Source organism: Pseudooceanicola profundus (assembly GCF_054919315.1).
The window spans coordinates 2942319-2960142 of the sequence record NZ_CM142898.1 but is presented as its reverse complement, the minus strand read 5'-3'; the positions used below and the strand labels follow the sequence as shown (position 1 = coordinate 2960142).

Sequence of the window (17824 nt, the reverse complement as noted above, 5' to 3'; positions counted from 1 at the left end):
CCTTTCAGGTCCGGACAAGGAAAAACCCCGCGGGGACTGCCGCGGGGTTTTCTGTCTCGGGCCTGAGGGCGGTGTCAGGTCTTCTTGCCGATCTTCGGTTCGGTTCCGGCGAGGATGCGCGCGATGTTCTGGTGGTGCCGGAGGAAGATCAGCACCCCGAGGGCCGTGGCCAGCAGCGTCATCTGCGGCGCCCCCATCACCCAGAGCCAGAGCGGGCCGAGCAGCGCCGCCACGAGGGCCGAGAGCGAGGAGATCCGCATCACCAGCGCCACCGCCAGCCAGGTGGCGCAGGCCAGCAGCCCCGCGGGCCAGTAGAGCGCCAGCATCAGGCCGAAGTAGGTCGCCACGCCCTTGCCGCCGCGGAACTGCAGCCAGACCGGGAAGCAGTGTCCGATGAAGGCCGCGAGACCGGCGAGCTGTGCCGCATCGGGCCCGGCGAGCGCGCGGGCCAGCAGCACCGCCACCGCCCCCTTGCCGCCGTCGAGCAGCAGCGTCAGCGCCGCCGCGCCCTTGTTGCCGGTGCGCAGCACGTTGGTGGCGCCGATATTGCCCGAGCCGACCTTGCGCAGGTCGCCGAGCCCGAAGGCGCGTGAGAGAAGGACGCCGAAGGGGATCGAGCCAAGAAGGTAGCCGAGCACGGCCCAGAGGATCAGCTCGGTCGTGGTGGAGGTGAGGATCGGCATGTCAGGCGTCTCCGAAGACCCGTGCGCCGCCGACCCAGGTGCCGCGCACGCGGCCCTGCATCCGGGCGCCGTCGAAGGGCGTGTTCTTTGATTTCGAGTTCAGCTTGAACCGGTCGAGCACGAAGGGCGCGTCCGGATCGAAAAGCACGAGGTCGGCGGGCGCGCCCGCGCTCAGCCGCCCCTGCCCCAGACCCAGCCTCTTGGCCGGGTTCAGCGACAGCGCGCGGAAGAGGGTCGGCAGGTCCATCTCGCCCGCGTGGTAGAGGCGCAGGGCCGCCGGCAGCAGCGTCTCCAGCCCCACGGCGCCCGAGGCGGCCTCCTCGAAGGGCAGGCGCTTGCTCTCCTCGTCCTGCGGCGTGTGCATGGAGGAGATGATGTCGATCAGCCCCGAGGCCACGGCGGCGACCACGGCCTTGCGGTCCTCCTCGGCGCGCAGCGGCGGCTTGACCTTGAAGAAGGTGCGGTAGTCGGCCACGTCGAGTTCGTTCAGCGTCAGGTGGTGGATCGAGACCCCCGCCGTGATGTCGAAGCCGTTCTCCTTGGCGCGTTCCAGCGCCGGCAGGGCCCGCGCGGTGGTCACCTGGTCGATGTGGTAGCGCACGCCGGTCATCTCGATCAGCGCGATGTCGCGGTCGAGGCCCATGCGCTCGGCCATGGGCGAGACCCAGGGCAGGCCGCGCAGCGAGGCGAACTTGCCCGAGGTGGCGGCGGCCCCCTTCGAGAGGCCCGGCTCCTGCACGTGGCCAATGACGAGGGCGCCGAGCGAGCGGGCATACATGAAGCAGCGCTGCGCGACCTTGGTGTTCTCGATCACGTGGTCGCAATCGGTGAAGGCCACGGCGCCCGCATCCAGCAGGAAGCCGATCTCGGTCATCTCGCGCCCGGCGCGGCCCTTGGTCAGCGCGGCCATGGGCAGCACGCGCACCGGGCTCACCTCCCGCGCGCGGCGGGTGACGAATTCCAGCGTCTCGGGGCTGTCGATCGGCGGGTCGGTGTCGGGACGCGTGACCATGGTGGTCACCCCGCCCGCCGCCGCCGCAAGCCCGGCGGAGCGGAAGCTTTCCTTGTGGCGTTCGCCCGGCTCACAGACCTTCACGCCGATATCGACGATCCCGGGCGCGAGGCAGGCGCCGTTGCAGTCGATCACCTCGGCCCCCGGGGCGGGCGTATCGGAGATCAGGCCATCGACGACGTGGAGGTCGCCCTGGCGCTCCTCTACGGTTTCGGGGTCGATCAGGCGGGCGTTGCGGAAGGTGATCACAGGAAGACTCCGACCAAGAGGACGATCAGGACGAGGATGGCGAGGATCCAGCCGTAGCTGCGCGGGAAGCGCGGTGCTTCGGCGGGGAATTCACTGGGCGGCGGCGGGCCCATGTCGCCCTCCGCCATGACGGCGGTCAGGGGTTCGATGGTCACCGGGGCCTCGGGCAGCGCGTAGCTGCCGACATGGCGCAGCGGCGGGCGCGGGTCGAGGGTCTCGGTCCCTTCGGGCAGCGCGCCGGGGCGCAGGATGATGACATGACCGGTGAGCGCGTCGACGCGCGCCCGGTCCGGCGCAAGGGCGGCCGGATCGACGCCCTGCCCCTCGATCAGAAAGGCGGAGAGGCCGATGCCGTCGAGGTCCGCCACGTCGGTGCCGTCCACGTGACTGGCCTCCAGCGCGGGCGCGCCAAGGGCTGCGGGCAGTTCCCAGCGGCCGGTTTCGGGCTCGGGCTGGAGGAAGTCCCAGAAAGCGCCGTCGTCGAGGTCGGCGGCAAAGACATGAACGGTGTCATAGGGTCCGGCGGGGATCGTCATGCGAAGCTCCTTTCCGCATCCTGTCGGGTGGGCGTTTCGGGCGGATGCACGAGGCCCCGGGCCAGCCGGTAGACTTGGTCCGCCTCCGTGGGCGTGAGGTTCTCGAAGCCGATCTCGGAGAAGGTGCTCCAGTGGCGCACCGTCTCGCCCTCGCGGCGGTGGCCCTCGGTGCCCTTGCGTTCGCGCTGCGCGACATAGACGGCGTCGGGATCCTCGTGGGCGCGGCGCAGGTAGCTGCCCGGGCCCACGGGATAGGAGATGAGCCGCCGTCCCGCGAGCGGGTAGTCGGTGGCGATGAAGGCGCGGCGGTCGGTCAGCGTGTACCAGCTGTAGCGGCGCAGCAGCTCGGGGCCGAAGAGCGCGCCGCCCATGGCCATGAGCCCGACCGAGAAATGGATCAGCCCGAAGGCCCAGAAGAAGCCCCCCGCCTGCGAGGCGAGGATCATCCAGACCGCCGCGAAGCCCGCAAAGATCGCGCCGAAGATCGCCTTGAAGACGCGGCCCTTGGTGATCCATGCGCCCTTGCCGGGGCGGCCCTGCCACAGGATCGTCTCGCCCGGGGCCAGAATCCCGTCCCATCCGTCGCCGGTGGCACGGTGCCTGGTGCCCGGGCCGCGTGCCATCAGGCCGCGGCCTCGCGCTTGGCGCGCAGGTTGCGGGCCAGCAGGTCCATGGCAGCCATGCGCACCGCGACGCCCATCTCCACCTGCTCCTGGATGACCGAGCGGTTGATGTCGTCGGCGATGGTGCCGTCGATCTCGACGCCGCGGTTCATCGGTCCGGGGTGCATGACGATGGCGTCGGGCTTGGCGAAGGCCAGCTTCTCGGCGTCGAGGCCATAGCGGTGGTAATACTCGCGCTCCGACGGGATGAAGCCGCCGTCCATGCGCTCCTTCTGGAGGCGCAGCATCATGACGACGTCCACGTCCTTCAGGCCCTCCTCCATGTCCTCGTAGACCTCGCAGCCGAACTCGGACATGCCCGCGGGCATCAGGGTCGGCGGGCCGATCAGGCGCAGGCGGTTTTCCATCTTGCCCAGCAGGATCAGGTTCGACCGCGCCACGCGGCTGTGGGCGATGTCGCCGCAGATCGCGATGTTGAGCCGGTGCAACCGGCCCTTGGCGCGGCGGATCGTCAGCGCATCGAGCAGCGCCTGCGTGGGGTGTTCGTGGCGCCCGTCGCCCGCGTTCAGCACCGCGCAGTTCACCTTCTGCGCAAGCAGGTCCACGGCGCCGGAATGGGGATGGCGGACCACCAGCAGGTCGGGCCGCATGGCGTTGAGCGTCAGCGCCGTGTCGATCAGCGTCTCGCCCTTCTTGATCGAGCTGGCCTGCATCGACATGTTCATCACGTCCGCCCCAAGCCGCTTGCCCGCCAGCTCGAAGCTGGACTGGGTGCGGGTGGAGTTCTCGAAGAACATGTTGATCTGGGTCAGCCCGCGCAGCGCATCGGCGTGTTTCTCGCGCGAGCGGCTGAGGGCGACGTAATCGTCTGCCAGATCGAGAATGGAAAGGATTTCGTCCTGAGCCAGCGGCTCGATACCCAGAAGGTGGTCCTGCCTGAAGGTCATTGTGCGCTCCCGTGGCCTCGCGCCGCTTATAGGTAGGGCATCGGGGCGGGGCAAGCCACCCTTCGCGGGGGGCGCCCCGCCGGCCCCGGGCGCAGGGGCACAAAAAGCTACCGCGACGGGCCCCTCTGCGGGGTGCCGCGCGGCGTGTTGCCCGGCCTTTCCACGGCGGAGACCGCCTGCCCCGCCGGTCTGACGCGCCGGTCTGACGCGCCGGCCTGACGCGCCGGTCTGACGCGCCGGTCTGACGCGCCGGTCTGACGCGCCGATCCGGCACGCAAAAGGGGGCCCGCAGGCCCCCTTCCCCCTCTGCCATCCGGCGCGGGATCAGTCTTCCCAGACGTAGGGCCGCGTGTAGCTGCCCATCAGCGCGTTGACGGCGGCGCGGTCGGCTTCGCCATCGGCGCGGATCACGGCGGTGAGGCCGGTCTTCTTGTCATCCACCACCTCGACCACGTGGGCGGGCACGCCCGCCTCCTCCAGCGCAGCATTGTAGACCCGCTTGATCGCGGACTTGCGCAGGTCGGGCTTGAAAACCTTGCCCACGGCCGTCTTGGGCAGCGCGTCCAGCACCTCGATATGCTTGGGATAGGCGGCCCGTTCGTGGATGTGCAGCCGGGCGTGCTCCATCAGCTGCTCCGCCGTGACCTCGGCCCCGTCGACCAGTTCCACATAGGCGCAAGGCAGCTCGCCCGCGTGTTTGTCCGGCTGGCCGATGGCACCGGCAAAGGCCACCGCCGGGTGGGTCAGCAGGGCTTCCTCGATCTCCGCCGGATCGATGTTGTGGCCGCCGCGGATGATCAGGTCCTTGGCGCGGCCCGTGATCCAGAGATAGCCGTCCGCGTCGATCCGCCCGAGGTCCCCGGTACGCAGGTAGCGCTCGTAGTGGAAGAGATCGTGGTTCTTCGCCGCCTCGGTGTAGGTCGAGCCCTCGAAGACACCGGGGTTGGCGACGCAGATCTCGCCCACCTCGTCCACGGCGCATTCCACCGGCCCGTCGGGCCCGGCATGGAGGATGCGCACCTCGGTATAGGGGAAGGGAATGCCGACCGAGCCGATCTTCTTCTCGCCGTCCACCGGGTTGACGGAGACGAGGCAGGTGGCCTCGGTCAGGCCGTAGCCCTCGATGACGGTCACGCCGGTCTGGCGTTCGAAGCGGTGGAACAGCTCCTTCGGCAGTGGCGCCGAGCCCGAGAAGGAGGTCTTCACCGTCGAGACATCCGCATCCACCGGGCGCTGCATCAGGGCCGAGACGGCGGTGGGCACCGTGATGATGAAGGTGACCTTCCAGCGTTCGCAGAGCTTCCAGAAGTTGTCGAAGACCCCGTCGCCGCGATAGCCCGCGGGCGTGGGCAGGACCACGTGCCCGCCGGAGCAGACCATGGCCATCATGATCACGTGGCAGGCGAAGACGTGGAACAGCGGCAGCGGGCAGATGACGTTGTCATCCTCGTTGAAAAGCAGCGTCGCCCCCAGCCAGCCGTTGTAGAGGATGCCGGAATACTTGTGCTGCGCCACCTTGGGCATGCCCGTGGTGCCGCCGGTGTGGAAATAGGCCGCGACCCGGTCGCCCTTGCTGTCCTCGAAGCTCAGCGCGGCGGGTTGCTTGGCGACCTCCGCGGTGTAGCTGCGGATGTCCGCGTGGTGCTTGCCGGCGACCTTGGGCCGGATCAGCGGCACGATCCAGCTTTTCGGCGGGCTGAGGTAGCGGTTGAGGTCAACCTCCAGCACCGTGTGGACGGCAGGTGCATGGCGCACGGCCTCGTTCATCTTCTGGGCGATGTCGGTCTTGGGGAAGGCCTTCAGCGTCACCACGACCTTCGCGCCGGTCTCGCGCAGGATCGAGCCGATCTGTTCCGGCTCCAGCAGCGGGTTGATCGGCGTCACGATCCCCGCGACGGCCCCGGCCATGATCGAGACCGCCATCTCGAGGCAGTTCGGCATCACCAGCGCCACCACGTCGGTCTCGCCGATGCCGAGGCTGCGGAAGAGGTTCGCCGCGCGGCAGACCTCGCGGTGCAGTTCGGCCCAGTTCAGCGTCTGCGCCGGGTCCTTCGGCCCCGAGGTCAGCTGGAACGAAACCGCGTCATGTGCGGGAAACTTCTCGGCGGTGCGTGCAAGCTGGCCGTAGAGCGTGGCGGGCACGTCACGCTCCTGCCACGGCATTTCACGCTCGATCTCCAGTGCATCCTGAACCGATGCGAAACTCATCAGGTATCCTCCCTTATTCCACGCCCCGGCACGTCGCCCCGGGCATGGCCCCTCCCGCTGAAAATGCGGGCGAAACCGGCGTCTGGCAAGTTTGACGGAACGTAGGAAGCGGCGAGCCGCCCCCGCGCCGTCACGTCACCCGCGCCCCGCCCGGGGGGCGTTGACGCCCTCTCCGTCCGGGTCTATCCCCCTGCCCGGCGCAAGGCCAGAGCCCCGCGGCACGGCCCGGGCGACGCGGCCCGACACCGCGGCCCGACACCGGGGCCCGATACCAGGCCCTGGCAACCGGCCCGGAAACGGCACCAGAGGGCCGATGCGAGCCTTGATTTCCTCGGCGAAACCCCCTACACGGCGGCATCCGGGATTCTGCCATCGGGCAGGCGCCCCTGTCGCACGTGGCAGGACGCCCCTCACGGCCCCCGGAAAGGACCCGCCACGGGCGGTCCGGCAGCACCGGAGGCGCATTCTTCTGCCCTCCTGCCGGGACCCCGGGGTCTGACGCAAGAAACGACGACTTACCTCTGGCGGGCCGCCATGCGCGGGACCCGGTGAAGACACAGAGCTCTGGGACGGCAACAAACCTTCGCGGAATACCGCGAGCCAGATAGGAGATGATCAGATGGACCTGATCGCACAGCTGGAGGCGGAACAGATCGCCTCCCTCGGGAAGACCATTCCCGACTTCAAGGCCGGCGACACCATTCGCGTCGGCTACAAGGTGACCGAAGGCACCCGGACCCGTGTTCAGATGTACGAGGGCGTTTGCATCTCGCGCAAGAACGGTGCGGGCATCGCCGGTTCGTTCACCGTCCGCAAGATTTCCTTCGGTGAAGGCGTGGAACGTGTGTTCCCCCTCTTCTCGACCAACATCGAGTCGATCGAAGTTGTCCGTCGTGGCCGCGTCCGCCGCGCCAAGCTGTACTACCTGCGCTCGCGTCGCGGTAAATCGGCGCGTATCGCCGAGGTCAGCAACTACAAGCCGAAATCCGGCGCTGAAGCGTAAGGAACAGTCAGATGAAAAAAGACATCCATCCCGACTACCACTTCATCGACGTCAAGATGACCGACGGCACCGTGATCCAGATGCGGTCCACCTGGGGCAAAGAAGGCGACACCATGTCGCTCGACATCGACCCCACCGTGCACCCCGCATGGACCGGCGGTTCGTCGCGCCTGCTGGACGCCGGCGGCCGCGTGTCGAAGTTCAAGAACAAGTACGCCGGCCTGGGCTTCTGAGCCTTCCCCCGGTTGACGAGATCGAACGCCGCCCCCCCCGGGGCGGCGTTCTGCGTTTGGGCCCGGCTAAAGCTCCTGCTGCGGGCCGCCCCGCGGACCTCGTTTCGGGCCCCGCGACAGCCCCCTGTTCAGCCCCTTGTTTAGGCCCCGCGACAGGTCAGGCCAAAACCGCGACCTCGGGGCGTGCCTCCGGGGCCACGCCCCACGCCTGCACGGCGCGGCGCGCGCCCCCGCCCTGCGCGTCAGCCATTCTTCTTTCCGGCCCGGTACGTTAAGCCGCTGACATGGCCCTGACTGTCCTCATCCTCGCCACCGCCCTGCTGACCGGGCTGCTGCTCTGGTCCCCCCGCCTGCGCCGTATCCCGGCCTGGACCGCGATGACGACGCCGCTGGCTTCGATCATCGGCTCGGGCTTCCTCGTCCTCGGTCCGGTGCTGGAGAATGCCTATGGACTCTGGGCGCCGCTGGTGATGGCCGGGCTCTGCCTTGCGGCCTATGGCTTCGGCGCCGCCGTGCGCTACAACATCGCCGAGATCGGCGACCAGCCCGCGGAGCCCCCGGTGCCGCGCCCCATCGCGGAAACGCGGGTCGAGACAGGTGCCTCCGCCGCCCTCGCCTTCGCCTACATGATCTCGGTCGCCTACTACCTGAACCTGCTGGGCAGCTTCGCCACCTCGCTGACGCCCTTCGACACGCCCGGCGTCAGCCGCGGGGTGACCACGACGGTCTTCCTGCTGATCTTCGTCACCGGCTGGACCCGGGGCTTCGCCCTGCTGGAGCGGATGGAATACGCCAGCGTGACGCTCAAGCTCGCGATCATCGCGGGGCTGCTGGCCGGGCTCACATGGTACGTGGGCGCCCGCGCCGCAGAGGGCGCGCTGCTGCTCAACCCCGTCACCACCTCCGGCTGGGGCGCGGTGACGCTGGCCTTCGGGCTCCTCGTCACGGTTCAGGGCTTCGAGACCTCGCGCTACCTCGGCGCGGAATACGATGCCGCGACCCGCATCCGCAGCATGAAATGGGCGCAGGCCCTCTCCACCGCGATCTACATGGTCTACATCGGCCTCATCGCCTATGCCTTCCCGCGCACCGGCGCCGCCGTGAGCGAGACGGCGATCATCGACATGATGGCGATCGTCGCGCCCGTGCTGCCGCTGATGCTGGTGGGGGCCGCGCTGGCGGCGCAGTTCTCGGCCGCGGTGGCGGACACCGGCGGCTCCGGCGGGCTGCTGGCGGAGCTCACGGGCAAGCGGCTTTCGCCCCGGCAGGGCTATGCGCTGCTCACCCTCGTCGGCCTTGCCCTGACGTGGAGCGCGGATGTCTTCCACATCATCTCCTACGCCTCGCGGGCCTTCGCGCTCTACTACACGCTGCAATGCACCCTCACCGCCCTCTCCGCCCGGCGCCGCGGCAAGCGGGCGAAAGCCGCAGGGGCCCTCGCCCTCGCCCTGCTCGGCGCCGCGATCACCCTCATGGGTCAGCCGGTCGAGGGCTGATCCCGTCGCGCCAATGCCACAGGGACGGGTTTTCCCGGCAACACCGCTTCCCTTGGGGACGGCCACAACATATGGTGGCGGGAAGAAATTGACCCGCGATAGCCGTCGGGGGAAGGATCGCGCATGGCACATATCATCGTCGTCGGAAACGAAAAGGGCGGAGCGGGCAAATCCACCGTCTCCATGCATGTGGCCACGGCGCTGGCCCGGATGGGCCACAAGATCGCCGCGCTGGACCTCGACCTGCGCCAGAAGACCGTGGGCCGCTACGTGACCAACCGCGTCGCCTACCTCGAGCGGGAAGGCATCACCCTGCCCTCGCCCGAGTACCACGATCTGCCGCAGGTCGAGCAATCGGCGCTGCGCCCCGGCGAGAACATCTATGACCACCGCCTCTCCGCCGCCGTTTCGGCGCTGGAGGCCGAGAACGACTTCATCCTGATCGACTGCCCCGGCTCGCACACCCGCCTGAGCCAGGTGGCGCATTCGCTGGCCGACACGCTGATCACGCCGCTGAACGACAGCTTCGTCGACTTCGACCTGCTGGCCCATGTGGACAACGACGGCGAAAAGATCCTCGGTCCCTCGGTTTACTCCGAGATGGTCTGGAACGCCCGCCAGCTGCGCGCGCAGGCCGGGCTCAAGCCGATCGACTGGGTCGTGCTGCGCAACCGCCTCGGCGCCCAGCAGATGGTGAACAAGAAGAAGATGGAAGACGCCCTTGCGCGGCTCTCCAAGCGGATCGGCTTCCGCCTCGCCCCCGGCTTCTCCGAGCGGGTCATCTTCCGCGAACTCTTCCCGCGCGGGCTGACCCTGCTCGACCTCAAGGACGTGGGCGTCCAGCAGCTCAACATCTCCAACATCGCCGCCCGCCAGGAACTGCGTGACCTGATCAAGGCCCTCGACCTGCCCGGCGTCACCGTCGACTTCTGACCCTTCATCTTTCCTGAAATACTCCGGGGGAGTCGCACAGCGACGGGGGCAGCGCCCCCACCGCCCCCGAGGCGCGCGCCTCCCTCGCGGTGCCTCCGGAATTTTCCAAAATTCCGGTCCGGAAAATTCGAATTTTCCGGGGACCACCGCCTGCAGCAAACCTCCTGCCCCTCCGCATCGCCGCCAAAACTCTTCGCAGACTCCTCGGGGGAATTTTGGGAACAATTTTCGAAAATTCTTCCTCTCCCGGCCGCACCGCCAGCGTGCTACCCAAACCCGGTCAGGACAGGGAGGACGCGATGCGCTGGACAGATTTTCCGAAGTGGGGCCGATGGATGGCCGATTGGGCCGCGGGCTACCACGCGGGCCTGCGCGACCGCCCCGTGCGCGCCCGCTCCACCCCCGGTGCCGTGCTGGCCGCCCTGCCCGCCCATGCCCCCGAGGCGCCCGAGCCCATGGAGCAGGTGATCGCGGACTTCGAATCCCTCGTCGTTCCCGGCATCACCCATTGGCAGCACCCCCGGTTCTTCGCCTACTTCCCCTCCAACGCCTCCCCGGCCGCGGTGCTGGCCGACACGCTGATCGCGGCCATGTCGCCGCAATGCATGCTCTGGCAGACCTCCCCGGCCGCGACCGAGATGGAAACCCGGATGATGGAGTGGCTGCGCGATGCCATCGCCCTGCCCGAAAGTTTCCATGGGGTCATACAGGACAGCGCCTCCTCCGCCACGCTGGCCGCCGTGCTGGTCATGCGCGAGCGTGCGTTGAACTGGGCCGGCAACCAGCAGGGGCTCAGCGCCCATGCCCCGGTGCGCATCTACTGCTCGGGCGAGGTCCACACCTCCGTCGACCGGGCGATCTGGGTCGCGGGCATCGGCTCGGACAACCTGCGCCGCATCCCGACGCAGGGCCCGACCCGCGCCATGGACCCCGCCGCCCTGCGCGCCGCCATTGCCGAGGACCGCGCGGCGGGCCTGCTCCCCGCAGGCATCATCGGCTCGACCGGGGGCACCTCCACCGGCGGCTCCGACGACATCGCGGCCCTTGCCGACATCGCCGAGGCTGAAGGCCTCTTCCTCCACGTGGATGCCGCCTGGGCGGGCTCGGCGATGATCTGCGAGGAGTTCCGCCCCCTCTGGGCCGGGGTGGAGCGCGCCGACTCGGTCGTCTTCAACCCCCACAAGTGGCTGGGCGTGCAGTTCGACTGCTCGGCCCATTTCATCCGCTCGCCCGAGGACCTGACCCGCACGCTGGCCTACCGGCCCGAGTTCCTCAAGACCCACGGCGCGGACGGGATCATCAATTATTCCGAGTGGTCGGTGCCACTGGGACGGCGCTTCCGGGCGCTGAAGCTGTGGTTCCTGCTGCGCGCCTACGGGCTGGAGACCCTGCGCACCATGATCCGCAACCACGTCACCTGGTCGCAGGCGCTCTGCGAGGGGCTGCGGGGCGAGCCTGATTTCACCATCGTGACCGAGCCGGTGCTCTCGCTCTTCACCTTCCGCTACACGCCGGAGGGCGCAGACGATCTCGACGCGCTGAACCAGCGGCTGGTGCAGGCGATCAACGACGACGGGCGGATCTACCTGACGCAGACGCAGGTGGCGGATGGCATCGCGCTCCGCTTCCAGGCCGGGCAATGGGATTGCACCGAGGCGGACGTGATCCTCGCCGGTGAGGTGATCCGGGAGATCGCGCGGGGGCTGTGACGCCGGGCGGGCGGTTAGCGGCGCTGCACGGTGGAGGCCCCCCCGAGGTGTCCTCCATCGCCTCTTCCTCAGGAACTGGCGCGACATCCACTCGCTACCTCCCTGCCCCGAAGCGCGGAGCCGCGCATTGCCGGCGCGCGCGGAGGCGATCCGGACCTCTATGGAGAGCAGTTTATCCCAGCCCGGCATATCGTGTCAGGTCAAGGGACCGCCCAGCCTCGCCAAATCGCCGCCGCGTGGGGGCCTGCCTGCGATGCGCGGCGGCCTGCGGCCTTGTCCCGCGCCGGGTGGAGGTCGAAGCCGTTTGGGGCCATTAACCAACCTCACATGAGAAAGGCCGCCCTGGCAGGGCGGCCTTTCCAATTCATAGGGCGAACCAGCCTCGCCCCCGCGATCACCCGATCCGCACCAGATGATTGTCCCACTGCATCTCGGAGGCGGCCTGCCAGTCGCTGCGCCCGCTGCCGGTGTCATAGCCGATCACATGGCCGATGCCCGAGGTGATGACGAAGCCCCCGGCCCCGCAGGAGAGCCCGCAGGCATCCGCCTCGGCCACCTGCTCCACCAGCTCACCCGTCGCCGTGTCGAAGATCTGCACCAGCCCGCCCCGGGGCGAGGAGATCGCCGCGCGGGTCCCCGCGGCATCCATGGCGACGGAACCCGCGTAGCCCTGCATCGCGTCATGCAGCGGCCCCTCGGCCATGGCCAGCAGGGGCTCTTGCCCCTCGCGGTGCAGCCCCAGCAGCGCGGGTGCCTCGTAGTCGTCGCCCTGCCACTGCATCGCGAAGGCCACCAGACCGTCGTCCGACAGTGCGAGGTGGCGGATCGAGTTCAGGTGCATCTCCTCGGGCAGCTCCATCTGGCTGCGGATCGACCCGGCGGCGCTCATGTAGGTCAGGTTCGGGCGCATCACCGGCAGGTTCAGCTTGGCCCGGCCCGCGTCGGGGTGGGTCTCGATCCCGCCGTTTGCCACCACGAAGGACCCGTCCGGCAGGCGCAGGATGTCATGCGGCCCCACCCCGCCCGAGGGCACCTCGTCCACGCGGGTATAGCCGGAGGCCACGTCCCAGACACCGATCACGCCCTGCCCCGCCTCGTAGTCGTTCTCGGGTGTGAAGAGCAGCGCGCCATCGTCGGAAAACGCACCGTGACCGTAGAAATGCCGCCCCTCGGGGCTGTCTAGCCGGGCCGCGATCCGGCCCGAGCGGCAATCGACCACCAGGGCGAAGGTGCCGGGACGGCGGGCAAAGGCCACGGCCTCGGGGCGGGTCGGATGGGCGGCGGCGGCGTGGCCGCGCGCGGGCAGCGGCTGCTGGAAGAGCACCTGCCCCCGGGCGTCCAGACCGCAGAGGCGATAGGCCCCGTCGGGCGCGCGGGCGGCGGAGAGGAAGGCGGGATCACCCGCCTCGGCCCAGGTGGGCGTGGGCAATGCGCCCGCGGCCAGCATCCCGGCCAGGAAGGTCCGGCGAGAGGTCATGTCAGTCTCCATCCAGTGCGTTGAAGCCGGCGCTCACGCCAAGGCGCGCGCCGACATTGGCCGCCTCCTGCTGGCGGATATGGTCGACCGCCTGTTGCAGGATCTCGACCCGCAGTCGGCCCGAGGGATCGTCCACCCCCGCGAAGACCGGATCGTCCAGACCGGCGGCAAGGTCCTGCGCGGTCTGGAAGCCCTCGTCCACCTGCGCGCGCAGCTCCGCATCATCGCCCGAAAGCCGCTCGGCCAGATCGCGAAGCGCGGCGAGCGACAGTTCCACATGGCGCAGCGAGCGGCCGGAGCGGCGGGCCTCGGCCCGGGTGGCGCGGGGGCGGTCGAAGGTGCCCATGGGCCGTCCGAGGCGGGTGTCGGAGGTGAATTGCAGCCCCTGCGACAGGGCGCCGAAGAGCTCTCCCAGCACCTCGTCCTCGTCCCGGTAGGGGCCGGAGGGTGGTGGCAGCAGGTAGCCCGCCCATGTCTCGTGCCAGTCGGTTGCGATCGCCAGCGTGGTGCGCTCGATGTCGCCGGTCATGGCGCGGATCAGCGCGCAGCGGTACGCCGGCGTGCCCATCTCGGCGAACTGGTCGTCGTAGAGCATGTATTCCAGCGCGTAGAAGCCCTGCGCCGCGATGGAGACCTGCGCGAAGTCCTCGGCGTTTTCGACCGCGGGGTCGCTGTCGGCGATCAGCGCCGAGAGCGCCTTGGGCGTGGCGCCCCGGCTGTCGGGCCAGAAGGCCAGCGAGAAGGCGCGGTTGTCGGCCTCCGTCGGGCCGAAGCGCAGGTGACTGGCGGAAATCCACGCATCGAAGGCCGCGCCCCATGCCTCTTGCAGGGCGGGCCCGGGGGTGCAATCGGCCAGCGCCGCCGCATCCAGCGCCTCGGAGGCCCCGGCGAGCGCGTCGAAACGCGGCAGGATGTGGTTCTCGACCACGTCGGTCACCGTCGCGTCGTACTCTCCGGCCTGCCCTGCCCCCGGCGGCATCAGGACGAAGACCAGCGGGATAAGGGCGGTGCGGAGGGTATGTCGCATCAAAGGCTCTCCAGGAAGCGGATCAGGGCGGCGCGGTCGGGTGCGGGCATCGAGACGACGGCATCGCGGGCGGCCTGCGCCTCGCCTCCATGCCACAGGACGGCCTCGAGAATCGAGCGGGCCCGCCCGTCATGCAGGAAATAGGTGTGGCCCGACACACGTTCGGTCAGACCGATCCCCCAGAGCGGCGCGGTGCGCCATTCACGACCCGTGGCGCGGGCCTCGGGGCGGTCGTCGGCCAGCCCCTCGCCCATGTCGTGCAGCAGGAGGTCGGAATAGGGCCAGATCAACTGGAAGCTCTGCTCCGGGCGGCCCTGCATCCGGTGGGTCACGAATTTCGGCACGTGGCAGGACTGGCAGTTGACGGAGTAGAAGACCTCCTTGCCGCGCAGCACCTGCGGGTCGTCCAGATCGACCCGTTCCGGCACGGCGAGGTTGCGGGAGTAGAAGGTCACGAGGTCGAGGCCGGTCTCGTCGATCTCGTAGCCGCCCTTGTCCATGTCGCGCCCGTCGGGCGCCTCGCGGCAGCCCGCCTGCAGGTCGGTGCATTCGCCGTAAGCCCCGGTGAAGAGCGGGTTGGAAATGCCGATGTCGCCGTCGAAGGCGGCGGCGGACTGGTGACGGATCGTGGGCGCGCCGGCCTTGAGCCCGAAGCGGCCCAGCATCGGCACATCGAATTCGACGGAGCGCACGACGTTGGCCCGGCCCGAGATGCCATCGCCATCGGCATCGTCGGGGTCCGCATGGGCAAGGATGTCCTCAACCGGGATCGCCTCCAGCAGGCCAAGGCCGATCATCTGCGCTGCAACCCGGGGGCTGAGCATGACGTCCGCGGCCATCGGGCCATAGCCGAGGTCCTCGACCCGGTAGGTCGGCTTGCGCAGGCTGGCGGTCTCGCCATCGGAGAGGGAGACGGGGATCTCCTCGTAGTCGATCCGCATCTGCCCTTCGGCGGGCAACCCGGCGAGAGAGAAGTCCTGCAACTGGGTGCCGTAGTGCGGCTCGGGCGCGGTGGCGATGAAGTCCTCGATCTCGGCCTCTTCCGGCCCGCCGGGAACCGAGACGCGCAGGAACATCGAGATATTGCTGTCGGTCGGCCCCTCGGGCGGGTGGCCGCGGCCGTCCTTCAGGTGGCACCGCTGGCAGGAGCGCGCGTTGTAGAGCGGCCCCAACCCGTCGGAGGCCAGCGTCGACGAGGGTGCAGACACCCAGATTTTCTTGAACAGCCCGTTGCCGACCTTGAAGTCGAGCTCGCCCTCGAAGCTGATGTTGCCGGAGGGCTGCGAGAAGGCATCGGCGTTCTGGCGCAGGCGCACGGAAGCGGCGCCGCCGGGCAGCGCCTCGAATGTCTCGGGCTTCGAGAAATCCGTGGTGGGCGCCGTCACCTGCGCGATGCGGGCGAGTTCGTCCTCGCTGCGCGGCTGGATGTCGAGGTGCAGGTCCTCGAGCGTGACGCCTGCGGCGACGGTCGCCGCGTCCTTGGCATGGGCCCCCGCCCCGCCGGTGATGGCAAGGGCGGCGGCAAACGTGGCGGCAAGCGCGGAAGGCTTACTCGGCTTCGTCCATCGTGGAGGCATTGAGCTGGGCATATTTCTCGGGGCCGATCTTCTCCAGCAGGTCCAGCTGGGTTTCGAGGAAGTCGATATGCCCTTCCTCGTCCATCAGCAACTCTTCGAAGAGCTTCATGGACACGTAGTCACCGGCCGTGTTGCAGTATTCGCGGGCTTCCTTGTAGAGCGCGGCGGCCTCCTGCTCGGCGGCGAGGTCGGCTTCCAGCGTCTCCTTCGGGGTCTGCCCGATGCGGAGCGGGTCGAGTTTCTGAAGGTTCGGATGCCCTTCAAGGAAGAGGATGCGCTGGATCAGCTTGTCCGCGTGGTTCATCTCCTCGATGCTTTCCTCGCGGCTCTTGCTGGCCATGTGGCCGAGGCCCCAGTCGTCCTGCAGGCGGTAGTGCAGCCAGTACTGGCTGACCGCAGTCAGTTCACTTCTGAGCGCCGTGTTGAGATACTCGATAACCTTCTGATCGCCCTTCATCGGAGGTCTCCTGTGTCGCCGGGGTCCGCAGACCACGCAATTGCATTGGAACCTCAAAGTTGTCGTTCTTGCGCATGGTTGCAAGGAAAAGCGGCATGCATCCGCCGCAATCCGCCGCCTTGCCGAGGGCACGGTAGACCTTGCCCGGCGTCACGATGGTGGTTTCATCGGCGGCGCGCATCCAGTCGATGGCGGCGTCGATGTCCTTGTCGGAGATGTTCTGGCAGTGGCAGACGATCATGGCTGCGATCCAATGACATTCGTGGCTCTTGGGGTGGGCGCGGGCCCGTGGGGCCCGCACCGGAATTCAGGACCCGGCGCAGAGCGCCAGAGGTCTGGGTCCGGCGCAGAGCGCCGGGGGCGCGTCACTGGAAGACGGCGCCGGGGTTGTCGAGGCTGTCGGAGCCTTCGAACTCGATGGCGTCGGCGCCAAGGGCCACCACCACGCGCTCGATGGTCTGGGTCTGGTCCACGAGGCCGTCGACCCCGCCCATGATCAGCGCCTCGCCGCCCGCGTTGCCGCGTTCCAGCATCTGGTCGTAGGAGAAGCCTGCCTCGGCCGCGGTCTTGATCTGGCCAAGCGCGCGCATGGTGTTGGCGAGCTTCATCTTCATCTCGGCGTCGAGCTCCGGGTTCACCTCGGTGACGAGGTCGGAGAGCGAGGCGCCGGAGACGATGGAGCCATCCGCACGCACGTAATTGCCGAGGTAGACGTTCTGGATGCCGAGACCGTCGTAGTAATGGCTGTTGTGAGTGTTGTCCGAGAAGCAGTCGTGCTCTTCCTCGGGATCGTTCAGCATCAGGCCGAGACGCATCCGTTCGCCCGCCTGCTCGCCGTAGGAGAGCGAGCCCATGCCGGTGAGCATGGTCGAGATGCCGGCGTCCTCGTTCTCCATCACCGCGGCGCGGGCCTCGCCGCCCTCGGCCCACTGGCCGGCCATCCATTCGAGGTCGGACACCAGCAGGTCGGTCACCGCAGTCAGGTAGGCGCCGCGCCGGTCGCAGTTGCCGTTGGTGCAGGCCTCGCCCGCAGCGTAGTCGGTGAAGGGCCGGTTGCCCGCGCCGTGGGCGTGGCCGTTCAGGTCCTGACCCCAGAGCAGGAATTCGATGGCGTGGTAGCCGGAGGCGACGTTGGCCTCGACCCCGTCGGCCTCGTGCAGCGTCTCGCCGATCAGCTCGGGCGTGATCTCGGAGGCGTCCACCTCTTCGCCCGAGAGGGTGAAGGTCGGGTTGGCGATGACGTTCAGCGCGGCGAATTCATTCTCGTCCGTGGGGCCGCCATAGGTGGCATCCACGTAGTCGATCAGCCCCTCGTCCAGCGGCCAGGCGTTCACCTTGCCTTCCCAGTCGTCCACGATCGCATTGCCGAAGCGGAAGACCTCGGTCTGCTGGTAGGGCACGCGCGCGGCAAGCCATGCGGTCTTGGCGGCCTGCAGCGTGGCGTCCGAGGGATCGGCCACGAGGGCGGCAACGGCCTCCTGCAGGGCCTGCGCGGTGATCAGGCTGTCGCCGTAGGCGGCGGCGGCGATATCCGCGTAGGTGGTGAGAACCTCGGCCTTCTCCTGCGCCTGCGCGGCAGAGGCGAGCGACAGGGAGAGCGCGGTGGTGCTGAGGGCCGCGGCGGCAAGCTTGCTGAATGTCGTCATGGTCGGTC

The 17824-nt window shown here is 68.8% G+C and carries 17 protein-coding genes; 5 read left to right on the top strand and 12 right to left on the bottom strand.

Annotated elements, in window-relative coordinates; translation table 11 throughout:
• Positions 1-74 precede the first annotated feature (74 nt).
• The 6 genes from plsY to ACX9MO_RS13620 form a co-directional block, all read right to left on the bottom strand.
• The gene (gene plsY, locus ACX9MO_RS13645) at positions 75-683 is read right to left on the bottom strand and encodes a glycerol-3-phosphate 1-O-acyltransferase PlsY (protein ID WP_222489252.1); all 609 of its coding nucleotides are present in this window, start codon (positions 681-683) and stop codon (positions 75-77) included.
• 1 nt (position 684) lies between these two features.
• Entirely contained in the window at positions 685-1944 is a 1260-nt protein-coding gene (gene pyrC, locus ACX9MO_RS13640) for a dihydroorotase (protein ID WP_462212237.1), read from the bottom strand.
• Positions 1941-2480: a hypothetical protein gene (locus ACX9MO_RS13635; RefSeq protein ID WP_462212236.1), complete on the bottom strand. Its 540-nt coding sequence runs from the start codon at positions 2478-2480 to the stop codon at positions 1941-1943. The genes pyrC and ACX9MO_RS13635 overlap by 4 nt, the downstream gene beginning before the upstream one ends.
• A complete protein-coding gene (locus tag ACX9MO_RS13630; RefSeq protein ID WP_462212235.1) occupies positions 2477-3103 on the bottom strand; it encodes an aspartate carbamoyltransferase catalytic subunit in 627 nt (208 codons plus the stop codon). Before ACX9MO_RS13630 ends, ACX9MO_RS13635 begins: the two co-directional genes overlap by 4 nt.
• Positions 3103-4050, bottom strand: a complete 948-nt coding sequence (locus ACX9MO_RS13625) for an aspartate carbamoyltransferase catalytic subunit (RefSeq protein WP_222489248.1) — start codon at positions 4048-4050, stop codon at positions 3103-3105. The genes ACX9MO_RS13630 and ACX9MO_RS13625 overlap by 1 nt, the downstream gene beginning before the upstream one ends.
• Before the next feature lie 324 nt (positions 4051-4374).
• Positions 4375-6258 (bottom strand): acyl-CoA synthetase, encoded by a 1884-nt coding sequence (locus ACX9MO_RS13620; protein ID WP_462212234.1) that lies wholly within the window; start codon positions 6256-6258, stop codon positions 4375-4377.
• A 619-nt stretch (positions 6259-6877) separates the two neighbouring features.
• Between ACX9MO_RS13620 and rplS the strand changes: the two genes are divergently transcribed.
• The 5 genes from rplS to ACX9MO_RS13595 all read left to right on the top strand — a co-directional run bounded on the left by rplS (position 6878) and on the right by ACX9MO_RS13595 (position 11632).
• Positions 6878-7261 (top strand): 50S ribosomal protein L19, encoded by a 384-nt coding sequence (gene rplS / locus ACX9MO_RS13615; protein WP_462212233.1) that lies wholly within the window; start codon positions 6878-6880, stop codon positions 7259-7261.
• An 11-nt stretch (positions 7262-7272) separates the two neighbouring features.
• The gene (rpmE, locus tag ACX9MO_RS13610) at positions 7273-7494 is read left to right on the top strand and encodes a 50S ribosomal protein L31 (protein WP_222489245.1); all 222 of its coding nucleotides are present in this window, start codon (positions 7273-7275) and stop codon (positions 7492-7494) included.
• Between the two features lie 284 nt (positions 7495-7778).
• Entirely contained in the window at positions 7779-8990 is a 1212-nt protein-coding gene (locus tag ACX9MO_RS13605) for an APC family permease (protein WP_462212232.1), read from the top strand.
• Positions 8991-9113: 123 nt separating this feature from the next.
• On the top strand, positions 9114-9923 hold the full coding sequence (locus ACX9MO_RS13600) for a division plane positioning ATPase MipZ (protein WP_462212231.1): 810 nt from the start codon (positions 9114-9116) through the stop codon (positions 9921-9923).
• Between the two features lie 299 nt (positions 9924-10222).
• Positions 10223-11632, top strand: a complete 1410-nt coding sequence (locus tag ACX9MO_RS13595; RefSeq protein ID WP_462212230.1) for a pyridoxal phosphate-dependent decarboxylase family protein — start codon at positions 10223-10225, stop codon at positions 11630-11632.
• Between the two features lie 394 nt (positions 11633-12026).
• Here ACX9MO_RS13595 and ACX9MO_RS13590 read toward each other — a convergent pair whose 3' ends face one another.
• The 6 genes from ACX9MO_RS13590 to ACX9MO_RS13565 form a co-directional block, all read right to left on the bottom strand.
• Positions 12027-13109, bottom strand: coding sequence for a DUF1513 domain-containing protein (locus ACX9MO_RS13590; RefSeq protein WP_462212229.1), 1083 nt, complete (start codon positions 13107-13109; stop codon positions 12027-12029).
• 1 nt (position 13110) lies between these two features.
• Positions 13111-14136, bottom strand: coding sequence for an imelysin family protein (locus ACX9MO_RS13585; protein ID WP_462212228.1), 1026 nt, complete (start codon positions 14134-14136; stop codon positions 13111-13113).
• Positions 14136-15713, bottom strand: coding sequence for a di-heme oxidoreductase family protein (locus ACX9MO_RS13580; protein ID WP_462212227.1), 1578 nt, complete (start codon positions 15711-15713; stop codon positions 14136-14138). The genes ACX9MO_RS13585 and ACX9MO_RS13580 overlap by 1 nt, the downstream gene beginning before the upstream one ends.
• The gene (gene bfr / locus ACX9MO_RS13575) at positions 15685-16170 is read right to left on the bottom strand and encodes a bacterioferritin (RefSeq protein WP_222489238.1); all 486 of its coding nucleotides are present in this window, start codon (positions 16168-16170) and stop codon (positions 15685-15687) included. Before bfr ends, ACX9MO_RS13580 begins: the two co-directional genes overlap by 29 nt.
• Positions 16118-16411: a (2Fe-2S)-binding protein gene (locus ACX9MO_RS13570; protein WP_222489237.1), complete on the bottom strand. Its 294-nt coding sequence runs from the start codon at positions 16409-16411 to the stop codon at positions 16118-16120. Before ACX9MO_RS13570 ends, bfr begins: the two co-directional genes overlap by 53 nt.
• Before the next feature lie 124 nt (positions 16412-16535).
• Positions 16536-17816: an imelysin family protein gene (locus tag ACX9MO_RS13565; protein WP_222489236.1), complete on the bottom strand. Its 1281-nt coding sequence runs from the start codon at positions 17814-17816 to the stop codon at positions 16536-16538.
• Positions 17817-17824: the final 8 nt, after the last annotated feature.